At 70.3% G+C, this 12,287-nt stretch carries 8 protein-coding genes; 2 read left to right on the forward strand and 6 right to left on the reverse strand.

Annotated elements, in window-relative coordinates:
* Positions 1–47: 47 nt before the first annotated feature.
* The 6 genes from ACLII4_RS12320 to ACLII4_RS12345 form a co-directional block, all read right to left on the reverse strand.
* The gene (locus tag ACLII4_RS12320) at positions 48–2,501 is read right to left on the reverse strand and encodes a zinc-dependent metalloprotease (protein ID WP_412067702.1); all 2,454 of its coding nucleotides are present in this window, start codon (positions 2,499–2,501) and stop codon (positions 48–50) included.
* A gap of 25 nt (positions 2,502–2,526) precedes the next feature.
* Positions 2,527–3,795 (reverse strand): type IX secretion system plug protein domain-containing protein, encoded by a 1,269-nt coding sequence (locus ACLII4_RS12325; protein WP_412067703.1) that lies wholly within the window; start codon positions 3,793–3,795, stop codon positions 2,527–2,529.
* On the reverse strand, positions 3,731–5,989 hold the full coding sequence (locus tag ACLII4_RS12330; RefSeq protein ID WP_412067704.1) for a hypothetical protein: 2,259 nt from the start codon (positions 5,987–5,989) through the stop codon (positions 3,731–3,733). The genes ACLII4_RS12325 and ACLII4_RS12330 overlap by 65 nt, the downstream gene beginning before the upstream one ends.
* An 18-nt stretch (positions 5,990–6,007) precedes the next feature.
* The gene (locus ACLII4_RS12335) at positions 6,008–6,889 is read right to left on the reverse strand and encodes a DUF3078 domain-containing protein (RefSeq protein ID WP_412067705.1); all 882 of its coding nucleotides are present in this window, start codon (positions 6,887–6,889) and stop codon (positions 6,008–6,010) included.
* A gap of 70 nt (positions 6,890–6,959) precedes the next feature.
* The gene (locus ACLII4_RS12340; RefSeq protein WP_412067706.1) at positions 6,960–7,127 is read right to left on the reverse strand and encodes a histone H1; all 168 of its coding nucleotides are present in this window, start codon (positions 7,125–7,127) and stop codon (positions 6,960–6,962) included.
* 169 nt (positions 7,128–7,296) lie between these two features.
* A complete protein-coding gene (locus ACLII4_RS12345; protein ID WP_412067707.1) occupies positions 7,297–7,941 on the reverse strand; it encodes a hypothetical protein in 645 nt (214 codons plus the stop codon).
* A gap of 160 nt (positions 7,942–8,101) precedes the next feature.
* Here ACLII4_RS12345 and ACLII4_RS12350 point away from each other — a divergent pair, with 160 nt between their 5' ends.
* A complete protein-coding gene (locus ACLII4_RS12350) occupies positions 8,102–8,617 on the forward strand; it encodes a fasciclin domain-containing protein (RefSeq protein ID WP_412067708.1) in 516 nt (171 codons plus the stop codon).
* A 192-nt stretch (positions 8,618–8,809) separates the two neighbouring features.
* The gene (gene dnaE / locus ACLII4_RS12355; RefSeq protein ID WP_412067709.1) at positions 8,810–12,286 is read left to right on the forward strand and encodes a DNA polymerase III subunit alpha; all 3,477 of its coding nucleotides are present in this window, start codon (positions 8,810–8,812) and stop codon (positions 12,284–12,286) included.
* Position 12,287 lies beyond the last annotated feature (1 nt).

Here is a 12,287-nt window from a genome sequence, read left to right on the forward strand (position 1 = left end):
CGGCCTCTTGCAAACCCTGAGCCCCGACATTGATCCGGCGAGGGCGCCTAGCCCTGCGGGTTGAGGAGCAGGTCGATGCGGGCGGCGAGGTCCATCAGGTGGAACCGGTCCGTCCGCTCGTCGGCCGCCGCGTAGCGCGGGAGCGCGCGGGCGAGGGCGTCCTGAAGCATGACCAACCCGCCGCGTGCCATCGGCTGCACGTCCGAGCGGGCGCCGTCCTGCGGCCGGTAGCCATAGGCCTCGCCGACGAACGCCTCGGGAATGTTGTAGCCGCCGCCGGCCATCAGCTCGCCCAAGCGGTCGACGTAGGCCCGCTGGAGTGCGCGGCGAGCGGGGTCGATGCCGGCGCCGCTGGCGATCTCTGCGAAGAGGCCGCCCTGCACGTCGTCCATCATCTCCGTGACCGGGTAGGCGTCGGGCGAAAGCCACTCGGCCTCCGCGAGCCGGCCGATGCGGACGGGGTCGAGCAGGCGGTTGAGCGCGCTTTCCTGGAGCTGCTGGATCTGAGTCGCCGTGCCCGCCGGGCGGATCCGGCTCAGCAAGTCCGTGTCGAGCAACCACTCGGGCGTCGTGAACCCGTCCTCGATCAGGAAGGCGACGGCCGCGCGCTGGCGGTCGGCGTCGAGCGGCGTGTAGACCGCACCCGCCTCCTCAGTCGTCTTGGGGTCGATGGCGACGCCGCCGACCTGTCGGGCGACGTGGCCGAGGTAGCGGCCCCACTGGCCGATGACCTGGCCGTAGAGCTCGTCGAGGTTCTCGTACAGCTCGCCGTCTTCGGTCGTCCACTCGATCAGATTGGGGACGATCCGCTTGAGGTTCGCCAGACCGAGCTGGCTCGCGTAGACGGCGTCGTCGCCCAGGTCCTCAGACTGCGAGCGCGGGTCGACCGGGTCGAACGTCTGGGCGCCGTACCGGAGCGCCGGGTCGTCGCGGACCTCCGCGAGCATGGCCTGGAGCCGGCCGCGCTCCTCCTCCTCCGTCTCGGCGTCCGGGAAGTAGGTGTAGCCCCACTTCACGGCCCAGATGTCGTACTCGCCCACGCGGGGCATCAGCTGGACGACGCCGTCGCCCGGCTGGGCGATGTAGTTGAACCGGGCGTAGTCCATGATCGACGGGGCCGTGCCGTGCTCGGCCGTGAACGTCGGGGACCGCAAGCTGTCGACCGGATAGGCCGTCGACGAGATCCAGTTGTGCGGGAGCCCCAACGTGTGGCCGACCTCGTGCGCGGAGACGAACCGGACCAGCTCGCCCATCACTTCCTGACGGAACTTGGGCCGCTGGGCGTCGGGGTTGACGGCGGCGGTCTGGACGAAGTACCAGTTCCGCAGGAGGTTCATCACGTTGTGGTACCACCCGATGTCGGACTCCAGGATCTGGCCGGAGCGGGGGTCATGGACGTGCGGGCCGTAGGCGTTCTGTGTGTCGCTCGGGAAGTAGCGGATGACCGAGAAGCGGGCGTCCTCCGGGCTCCAGTCCGGGTCGTCGGTCGGCGGGTCGGCGGCACGGATGGCGTTGCGGAAGCCGGCGGCCTCGAAGGCCACGTTCCAGTCCTCGACGCCCTGCTTGAGCGGCTCGCGCCACTCCTCGGGCGTGGCCGGGTCGATGTAGTAGACGATCGGGTCGACGGGCTCGACGAGCTCGCCGCGCGCGTACGCCTCCGGGTCGCTCGGGACCAGCTTCCACCGCGTGATCCAGCGGCGCTGCTCGGCGCGCTGGGCGTCGAGGCCGTAGTCGGTCTGCTGGATCGAGAAGAAGCCGACGCGGGGGTCGTAGCGGCGCGGCCGCATCCGTTCCTCGGGGAGCATCACCATCGAGTGTGCCATCTCGACCGAGAGCGTGCCCGTCGAGCTGTTCTCGGGCGCCTCGCTCGCGCTGTACGTCAGCACAGAGCGGACCTCGACGTTGCGCGGGAAAGCACTGGCGCGGGCGAGGAAGGACCGCTCCTTGTCGAGGCTCTTCACCTTGAACTCCTCGCGGGCGCCGCTCGGCAACCCGAAGACCGGCGTGTCGCCGGTGAACGTGTCCGTCACGTCGACGACCACGGCCGTCGAGTCGAGGTTCTCGGCCTCGATCTTGAGCCGGGCGATGATGGGCTCGAACTGGGCGTCGCGGACGGCCCGGGCGATCGGCAGGTCCGGGTCGGCGACGGAGCTGTAGCGGACGGTCCGGAGCAGGACGTGGTCGCCCTGGCGCTCCCAGCGGACGGCCTGCGTGTTGACCTTGGCCCCGCCGTACTGGTACCCCTCCGTCGTCCGTGCCAGCCGGCTGACGACGAGCATCTCGACGCCAAGCAGATCGTTCGGGATCTCAAAGAGGAGCTTGGCGCCGTCCTCTTCAAGGTGGACGTCGAACATCCCCTCATCGGTCACGGCGTCTTCGGTGACGACCTTCGCGTAGCCCGAGTCGGCGGCGGCCTCGTCGGGGTCGGCCGGCGTGATCGTCGGTGTGAGGGTGGAGCAACCGGCGGCAAGGAGCGCCAGCAGGAGAAGCAAGCGGGGCATGGGCGTGGGCGGGGTGAGCGAAGGGCTAACGGGCGACGGCGCTGCGAACGGCGATGAGCCGGTCGGTAAAGCGCTGGGGATCAGCGAGGTAGACGAAGGCGGTAAAGACGGACGGCGTTCCCAGACCGGGCGTCTGGGTGGTCGGGCCGTCGTAGCCGTAGACGTAGCGGCCCTGCTTCAGCAGCAGCGTGGCGACGTACCGGCCCTGGGCCTCGACCCATTCCATCTCGGCGTCCGGCCGCGGCTTCCACCCGTTGAAGGGGCCGACCACGAAGACGCGGCGCGGCGACTGGCGGCTGTTCGGCGGGACATACTGGAACGTGGTGGCAACGTACTGCCCGTCGGTGTCGGCGCGGCCCACGTCGCGGTAGGCGGTCTCGATAAGTGGGATCGACGCGAGTGTGGGCTGGCGGACGTCGCCGCCGAACTCCTCGTAGTCGAGGTCGAGGAGGGCCGTCGGGGGGCGGGCCGCGCGGTCGACCTCCAGCACGTCGGAGTTGGTACCGAGGAAGCCGAGGTCCAGCTCGAAGAGCGCCTCCTGCTCAGCGAAGGCCCGGTCGCGGGGGAGGTAGAACTGGTAGAGCGCGAGGTCGACCAGTGAGGGCTCCGGCGCGCAGCGGAGCTGGTCGGTCCGCCCGTTGCGGCCAAAGCAGACGGTGAACATGGACCCGTCGAACTCGGAGAGCCTGGCGTCCGGGCGGAGCCGCGCGGCGGGCTGGACGGCAAAGCCCACCGAGCCGCCTTGTACCGTCGAACCGAACGCGAGCTGCACGTCGGCCAGCTCCTCACTGACGTAAAACGGGATCTCGAACAGCCGGGCCCCGGCGGTGGTGCTGACGACCGCCCGGAAGTTGCCGGAGATCTTGAACCCGATCTGCCGGTTCGGAAAATCGTAGGTGTAGTGGACGTAGGGCACCGTCGCCGAGGTCGTCGACCGCTCATAGAGCAGGATTCGATCGGACTCGAAGCTGGTGAGAAACTCGCTCGGCAGCAGCTCGGAGCGGCCCGTCCGCGAGGCGTGCTCGAAGCTGATTTCAAGGGGCTGCCCGATCTCCTCCCCGACGAGATCGAATTCCAGCCGCAGCTGGTCTCGGCCCCGTAAGGTGATCACAGGCAGCGAGGCCTCGTCGCCGACCGCGTGGAGTTGGAGCGCGCCGACCCGGGCGTCGGCCACGACGAGCTCGCCGGGCCGGGCCGGGGGGGTGTCCGGGGCGGTGTCGTAGGCCTCCTCAGGGATCACGCAGGCCGCCAGCAGCGCGAGGGCGGCGAGCGGGAGGGCACGGAACGAGGGCATCGGCGGCGGTCGGGGGCGCCGCGAAGATAGACGGATCCGGCGCCTGAATCCGGTGCCATTCTCCGCGCCGTCGAAGGTCGCGCGCGAGGGGCGCCCAGCTCCGGGGGCCGCCCGCCTCGAAGGCGAGCGCCAGCCCATCGAGCGCCGCGTCCGCCACATCGATCCTCCCGACGCGGAGCGCGGCGACCGCCTGCAGGTATCGGATCACTCGGCCGCCTTCGCCCTCGCCGGGACACAGCTGCCGGGCGACGGCCCACGCCCGGTCAGGCGCGTCGGCCGCCAGCAGCCGGAGCAGTGCCAGCACGGGCGCCTCGCGAACCAGCCGGGCGTCGACCGAATCTGGCGGCGACGCAAGCCACAGGCGGAGCGTCCCGGCCGGGAGCTGGGCCCGCTCGGCGAGCACCAGCCTTCCGAGCGCGTCGACGGGCGCGAGCGAGTCGGAGGCGGCTCGGTACGGCGCGGCGGCGGGGCGCCCCGCAAGGCGGAGCACGTCGGCGAGGTGGGCCAGGCTGGCAGCGTCGGGGATGCTGTCGGCGAGCGCCCGGGCGCGAGCGAGGTCGAGGGCGCGGACCGAACCACCCAGCGCCAGCCGAGCGGCCAGCGACCCGCGCACGGCCCCCAGAGCGAACGGCTCGACGTCGGCGGCGTCGAAGAATCGCTCTGCGGAGAGGGCGAACGCGCCCGCTTCGAAGGCCTCTCCAGCCTCGCGTGCCAGCCAGACGTGGCGGGGCGTGTGGTGCGGGCACCGGACCTCGAACAGCGACGGCCGTGAGAAGAGCCACCGCGCGACGGCGACGGCCTCCGGGTCGACCGGCTGGCGCGCGAGGTCGGCCGCCCAGGCGTCCGCGAGCGCCGCGAGCGGGCGGCCGAACGCGGGCGCGAACCGCCCCGTCCGATAGGCGGCCTGAACGGGGCCCGGTCCGTAGGTGTCGAGCAGCCAGCGCACGAACGCGCCGTTCGCGGTGTAGGCGATCCCCGCTCGCGCGGTCCAGAACCCGCCCGGCGACATCGTCTGGACGACCGCCTGCGCCGGGTCGCCGAGCACGCCGCCGTCGGCACGGACGAGCGCGCCCGCGTCGGGCAGGCCGTCCGGCGGCTCCAGCGCGACGGCCAGCCCTTCGACGAGTCCGATCGCGGGCGAGGCGCGGACCCCAGGCATCCCGAACTCGCGCGCCAGCACGTGGACCAGCTCGTGCCCCAGCGACCGCTCCGCCTCGTCCGCCAGCATGTGGACTTGTGGCGTCGGCAGCCACACCGGCACGACACTCGTGTACCGCGACCCAACGAGCGCCGCCTTGGTGTCGGCGTCGGGGTACAGGTACACGTCGACAGGACCTGACGGGGCGACGCCCAGCGCCTCCGAGAGCGTGTCGAACCGGAACCGCGCCTCGGCCGCCAGCCGGCGCCGCGCCGCGGGCGAGGACTCCGGGGCGAGATGCAGCACGACGGGACCGGCATCGACCGTGACGGAGAGAACACGTCGGAGCTGGCGCTCGGACTGCACGATGCCGAGGGGGGCGGCGGCCAGATACGAGACGCCCAGGGTTGCCAGCGCGACCGCACCGAAGACCGTCGCCTGGCGCCCTCTCCTCCGCCCCCACGCCCCGAGCGTCGCTAGCGACATGGCCCACAGCAGCGTCTGGGCCTTCGCCGCAAACAGCCCGGGCCGGATCGCCAGCTCGGCGTCGTAGATCGGCCCGAGGACACCGCCGAAGACGTGGCTGTAGGTAAATAACTGAGGGTGCCACCCCAGGTCGTAGACGACGCCCGCCAGCGCGACGGCCAGCACGGTGATCGCACCCGTCACGCGCGGTCCCCGGAGACCGAGGCCGACGACCGCCGAGGCGACCCCGAGCCCGAACAGCACACTCGGCGGCACCAGCACCGCGAACAGGCCGGCACCCGTCAGAACTGCGCAGTTCGGCCGCCACAGCAGCGACAGCGACAGCAGCGCAAAGGGAAGGACGAGTGCGCCGAGGTGAGCGCGCGCGACGGTCGCCGGCGGGACGCCGCGACGCAGCGGACCCACGGCCCCGACCGCCGCCGCCAGGCAGCCCACGGCCGCGATGACGGCGGACGACTCGGCGTGGAGCACCCCGAACACGGGGACCGGCCACATCGCCACGCAGACTGCCCCGGTCGCCAGCGCTGGGGCTCGGGCCAGGGCGAACGTCGAGTCGGGCCGGAGGGTCATCGCGTGCCCGGAGTGTCGCTAGAGAAGCGCCAGCGTCAGCCCGACGCTCAGCGTCTCCCGAAGCTGCACGTCCTGGCTCACGTCGGCGTCGTACAGCGCGTCGGCCGCGAGTCGGACGTTGAGGAAGTCGTTGACCGTGAGCAGGAGCGCGTTCTCGAAGAGCACGTCCGGCGCCTCGTCGAACCCGCTGAAGCTTTCGAAGGCGGTCAGGCTCGACCGCAGCGTCACGTTCTCCATCACCTGGCGATCGATCGAGATGGCGGCGTCGAGCCCCGCCTCCACGCGGACCGCTTCGTCGAGGGCGTTGCCGAACACGGGCCGGAAGCGCTCAATGGTCACGACGGTCTCTTTGAGCCCGAGCCCAAGCCGGCCGACGACCCCTTGGGCCGGGCGGTACGCCGCGCCAATCGTTTGGCCGAGCACGAGGGGCGCCAGCGGGCCGGACACCTGCAGCGGTTCACCGGGGACGATCACCAGCGACGGGTACTCGCCCACTTCAGGCGAGTAGTCGTAGCCCGGTGCGAACTGGGTCCGCGCCGAGAACCCGAGGGCCGGCCGCAGCGCCTTCGAGGTCTTCAACTCCGCCGCCAGCTCGTACCGCGCCACGTCGACGGCCTTGCGCATCTCCAGCGTGTCCTGCCGGAGCACGCCGTAGGCCAGGCGCAGCGACTGGGCCGTGAACACCCGTCCGACGACGCGGTCGAAGGTGCCGTCGACGGAAGCCGTGGCCGCGAGCGCGTCGACGCCGCCCTCCTGCCAGTTCGAGAACGACGACTGGTTGCCGGCGAGCGTCGCCACCAGCGACGAGCGCCAGCCGTCGGCCGCGGCCAGCGTGTCGGCTTCCTGGGCGAGCACGGCGGGCGCCAGCAAAACGGCGAGAACGAGCGAAACGAGGCGCATCAGAAACGGAGGGGGTACAAAAAAGGGGCCGCGCCACTACGTGACGCGGCCCCACAGTCGGCGAACGCGACTACGCGTTCTTCTTGTCCTGGACGTCCGAGCGGATGTCCTGAGCGAGCTGCTTGAGCTCCTGCATGCCCTTCCGGACACGGGTGCCGGCGGCCTTGTTGCCCTTGTCGTAGAACTTGCTGAAGTCGTCCTCGAGGGAGTTGACGTGGTCCTGGAGCTTGCTGTACATGCTGGCCATGATCAAGAGGGGGGTTGGGGAAAATGGGTCGCGGGCGCGGCCGAGAATCGGCCTCTGAAGCTCGCTAGGGCCGTCAACATACCGACGCCGGGCGCCAGTGGTCAAGCGGAGGCGCCGATTTTGGCGCGTATGGGGCGGTCGGGCCGCACCGACCGCCCTCTCAGGTGCCTGTGAGCACGAGGCTTGGCCCCCCGGCGACGCGCAGGGTCGCTCGTGGCCCGACGGCCACTGATCCGCCGCTCGCCGCCCGTCGGACAGCCGCCGCATCCGGGAACGCGGCCGCGTGCGCGCTGACGTCGCCCTCCCCGGCAATCGACCGCGTCGCGAGGGCCACGAGGGGCACGTCCAGCGCCCGGGCCAGCGCCCCGGCGACCGCCGCCGCGTCGACCTCCCGGACCGGCGCCCCCGCAAGCGCGGCGACTACGGCGACCACGCCGTGCCCGACCGTCGCGCCGAGCCAGCCCACGTTCCCTGCCTCGATTCCGTTCTCGCTCGTGCGGATCAGCCCCCGGTCCGCCCCCGTCGCGCGGATGCTGGCGACGCCCGCCTCGTTGAGCTCGGCGGCGACCTGGCGGTTGAGCTCGCGCGTAGCTCGCTCGACGGCCGCTCGCGCGTCGTCGCTGTCCGTGGCCCATACGCCGTCGGAGGCCGTGGGCAGGATCCCCATCGACTCCAGCGCCCGCTCGCCCCGCTCGCCGCTGCCATGGACGAGGACGAGCCCCTCCCCTCGCGCGGCGAGGTCGCGAGCCAGGCCCGGCAGGAAAAGCGGGTCGCCAAGGAAGTAGGGGTCGAGAAAGAGAACCATCAGAGGCGAGGGTGGGGAACGCCCTGAACGTCGGGCTCCGGGCGAGGTGCCGGGGCCCGAACTCCGGACTTTCACTCAACGTTGAAAACCGGACACGGGCTCGCCGGTGCGGGGCGCTCGGCTCACTTCTCCCCCACCCCTCACGCCCCGGCGCCCCGCCATGACTCTCCGTTCTGCCCTCCTCCTCGCCCTCCTCGCCCCGACCCTGGTCGCCTGCGACACCACCGACGAGGACCTCGCCTCGATCACCGCCACCGTCGCCGCCGACGCCCAGCTCTCGACGTTGGAAGCGGCAGTGATCGAGGCGGGCCTCGCCACCACGCTCGACGGCGACGGCCCGTTCACAGTCTTCGCCCCCACCGACGACGCCTTCGCGTCCGCGCTCGAAGCCCTGGACCTCACGGCCGCGGAGCTCCTCGGCCGCGACGACCTGGGCGCCATCTTGCAGCTCCACGTCCTCGCCGGCGCCTTCAACGCCAGCGACTTCTCGGTCGGCCAGACCGTCACCACGCTCAACGGCCAGACGCTGACCGTCGTCAGCGCCTCGGGCGGCCTCGGGCTCGACACGGAGGACGAGGGCTCGGCCGCAAACGCCGTGATCCTCGCCACCGACATCGAGGCCTCGAACGGCGTCGTGCACACGATCGGCAGCGTACTGCTCCCGGCGAGCAACTAATTCCGCTTGCGGAATGCCGACTGCGGCGCGGTCCCCTTCGGGGTGCCGCGCCGTTTTTCGTTTAGGGGCGTGCGGCGGCCGCCTCTCCCCTTTCGCCGACGCTCTGCGGAAAGCCCCCGCCGAGTTCTCCACATCCGTTGCACAGACCGGCGGCGCCCGCCATCTTCCCAGGCCCCCCGCGACGCGCCTCCGATGCCCGAGTTCTGCCACCTCCATTGCCACACGCAGTACTCGCTCCTCGATGGGGCCGCGCGCATCGACAAGCTGATCGGCCGCGCGGCCGAGTTGGGCCACCCCGCCGTCGCCATCACCGACCACGGGAATCTCCACGGCGTCCCGGAGTTCTACACCAAGGCCCGCAAGGCGGGTGTGCAGCCCATCATCGGGTGCGAGTTCTACGTCACGCCGTCCGGCATGGACGACACCTCCGACCGCACGCGGTACCACCAGGTGCTGCTGGCGAAAAACCTGGAGGGGTACCAGAACCTCATCAAGCTCTCGTCGATGAGCTACACCGACGGGTTCTACTACAAGCCGCGGATCGACCGGGAGACGCTCAAGAAGCACTCCGGCGGGCTCGTCGCCACGACGTGCTGCCTGCAGGGCGAGGTCCTGCAGACGATCCTCAAAAAAGGCGAGGACGAGGGGCGCAAGGTGTTCGAGGAGTACCTCGCCATCTTCGGCGACGACTACTACATCGAGGTCCAGGACCACGCGATCCCCGACCAGCGGACGTGCAACGCGGTGCTCGCGCGGTGGGCCGAGGAGTACAACGTCAAAGTCGTCGCCACGAACGACGTGCACTACGTCCACCAGGCTGACGCCGAGGCCCAAGATGTTCTGCTCTGCCTCCAGACTGGCAAGGACCTCCACGACCCGAACCGGATGCGGTTCGAGAACGACCAGTTCTACCTCAAGTCGGCCGACGAGATGCGGCTCGCGTTCGGGCCCGGCCTGCGCGACGGCGTGTTTTCGAACGCCGCCGCCGTCGACGCGGCGCTCGACGCCAGCCGGGAAGTGGCCGACAAGTGCAAGCTCGAGATCCCGATGGGCGAGCTGCTGATGCCGCACTTCCCGATCCCGGACGCGTTCAACAATGACACGGGCGCGTTCCTGCGGCACCTCACGTACGAGGGCGCCAAAAAGCGGTGGCCGGAGATCTCCGAGGTCATCCGCGAGCGGCTCGACCTGGAGCTGGGCGTCATCGGATCGATGGGGTTCGACGGTTACTTCCTGATCGTACAGGACTTCACGACGGCCGCCCGCCAGCTCGGTGTCTCAGTGGGCCCCGGCCGTGGCTCGGCGGCAGGCTCGGCGGTCGCCTACTGCCTGGGGATCACCAACATCGACCCCCTCGAATACGACCTGCTCTTCGAGCGATTCCTGAATCCCGAGCGCGTGTCGATGCCCGATATCGACATCGACTTCGACGACCGCGGGCGCGGCAAGGTGATCGACTACGTGGTCGAGAAGTACGGGCGGGAGTCGGTCTGCCAGATCGTGACGTTCGGGACGATGGGCTCGAAGTCCGTCATCCGCGACGTGTCGCGCGTGCTCGGCGTGCCGCTCGACGAGGCCGACCGGATCGCCAAGCTGGTGCCGGACGGCGTCAAGGTGTCGCTGGAGAGCGCCAAGGATCAGGTCAAGGAGTTCGCCAAGCTGTACACGCACGACGACGCGAACATCCGCAAGCTGATGCACTACGCGACCGTCCTCGAGGGCTCGGCGCGGCACACGGGCGTCCACGCGGCCGGCGTCATCATCGCACCCGGCGACGTGAGCCAGTACGTGCCCGTCTCGATCCAGCGCGGCAAGGGCGGCGCCTCCGACGCGGTCGTGACGCAGTACGACGGGAAGTACATCGAGGACTTCGGGCTCCTCAAGATGGACTTTCTTGGGCTAAAGACGCTGACGATCTTGGACGACGCGCTCGCGCTCATCAAAGAGGAGCACGGCGTCGAGATCGACCTCGACAGCGTCCCCCTCGACGACCCCGCCACGTACCGCCTCTTCCAAAAGGGCGACACGATATCGATCTTCCAGTTCGAGTCGTCGGGCATGCGCGAGTGGATGCGCAAGCTCAAGCCGACCTCGCTCGACGACCTGATCGCGATGAACGCGCTCTACCGGCCGGGCCCGATGGACCTCATCCCGAGCTACATCGACCGCAAGCACGGCAAAGAGCCCGTCGAGTACCCGCACGAGATGCTGCGCGGCATTCTGGAGCCGACGTACGGCATCCCCGTCTACCAGGAGCAGGTCATGCAGATGGCCCAGGTGATGGGCGGCTACACGTTGGGTGGCGCCGACCTTCTGCGCCGCGCGATGGGCAAGAAGAACCAGGCGGAGATGGACAAGCAGCGCGTGGCGTTCGTCGCCGGCGCCGCCGAGAAAGGCGTCCCGCAGGCGAAGGCCGACGAGGTCTTCGACATGATGGCCAAGTTCGCGGGCTACGGGTTCAACAAGTCGCACTCGGCCGCCTACTCGGTCGTGGCCTACCACACGGCCTACCTCAAGGCGCACTACCCGGCCGAGTTCATGGCCGCCGTGCTGACGACGGAAATGGCGGTCAGCGACAAGCTTGCGATCGCGCTCGACGCGACGCGAGCGGCGGGCCTGGAGATTCTGCCGCCGTGTGTCAACAAGAGCGCGGCGCACTTTACGGTCGAGCACGGCCGCGTGCGGTTCGGGCTGGGCGCCATCAAGGGCGTCGGGCTCGGCGCTATCGACGCGTTGATGGAGGCGCGCGAAAAGGCGGGCGGCGTGTTCGACGACCTGTTCTCGCTGACCAAGGAGCTCGACCTGCGGACGGTCGGCAAGAAGACGCTGGAGGCGCTGGCGTCGGCCGGCGCGCTCGACGTGTTCGACGGCCACCGCCGCCAGTTCGTGGACGCCATCGACCTGGCGTGGAGCTACGCGAAAAAGCACCAGTCCGACCAGGCGGCGGGCCAGTTCTCGATGTTCGGCGCCGCCGAGGAGGCCGGCTCGTCGTTCGTCCCGGCCCTCCCCCACTGCGAGCCGTGGACGAAGGGCGAGGCGCTACGCTACGAGCGCGACCTGATGGGCTTCTACGTGTCCGGCCACCCGCTCGACGGGTACGCCGCCGAGGTGGCTCGCTTCGCGTCGGTCTCGCTCGGCGACACGGAGCGCGTGCCGCACGAGTCGGACCAGACGGCGATCGGGATCGTGACCGAGATCACGCGGCGGACCACGAAGTCCGGCCGCCCGATCGCGTTCGTGACGCTCGAGGACACCGGCGGCGTCGCCGAGGTGGTGCTCTTCGCGCAGACGCTGGAGCGCTGCGGCCACCTGCTGACGGTCGACGAGGTGGTGATGGTCAAGGGCAAGGCGGAGACGAACCGCGGCGACCTGAAGCTGGTGGCCAAGGAGGTGATTCCGATGTGGCGCGTCCGCGAGCAGCTCGTCAAGGCGATCACGCTGCGGATCGACGTGGACACGGCGACGCCCGAGGACGTCGAGGCGCTCTCGGCGCTGTGCGCGGAGCACCCCGGCGCCTGCAAGGTCTACTTCGAGCTGACCAGCAATCGCCTGCCGCGCCCGGTCCGCCTCCACGCGCGGACGGCCGTCGTGGACCTGACGCCGGACCTGATGAAGGGGCTGAACCGGCGGTTCGGGACGGACGCGCTGGTGTTGGAAAGCGAGGCGTAGG

Source organism: Rubrivirga aquatilis (assembly GCF_046845665.1).
In the GTDB taxonomy this organism is placed as follows: domain Bacteria; phylum Bacteroidota; class Rhodothermia; order Rhodothermales; family Rubricoccaceae; genus Rubrivirga.

Coding starts and splice junctions, on each gene's coding strand:
- ACLII4_RS12320 (WP_412067702.1), bottom strand. CDS start 2,501: ATGCCCCGCTTGCTTCTCCTGCTGGCGCTCCTTGCCGCCGGTTGCTCC.
- ACLII4_RS12340 (WP_412067706.1), bottom strand. CDS start 7,127: ATGTACAGCAAGCTCCAGGACCACGTCAACTCCCTCGAGGACGACTTC.
- ACLII4_RS12335 (WP_412067705.1), bottom strand. CDS start 6,889: ATGCGCCTCGTTTCGCTCGTTCTCGCCGTTTTGCTGGCGCCCGCCGTG.
- ACLII4_RS12330 (WP_412067704.1), bottom strand. CDS start 5,989: ATGACCCTCCGGCCCGACTCGACGTTCGCCCTGGCCCGAGCCCCAGCG.
- ACLII4_RS12325 (WP_412067703.1), bottom strand. CDS start 3,795: ATGCCCTCGTTCCGTGCCCTCCCGCTCGCCGCCCTCGCGCTGCTGGCG.
- dnaE (WP_412067709.1), top strand. CDS start 8,810: ATGCCCGAGTTCTGCCACCTCCATTGCCACACGCAGTACTCGCTCCTC.
- ACLII4_RS12345 (WP_412067707.1), bottom strand. CDS start 7,941: ATGGTTCTCTTTCTCGACCCCTACTTCCTTGGCGACCCGCTTTTCCTG.
- ACLII4_RS12350 (WP_412067708.1), top strand. CDS start 8,102: ATGACTCTCCGTTCTGCCCTCCTCCTCGCCCTCCTCGCCCCGACCCTG.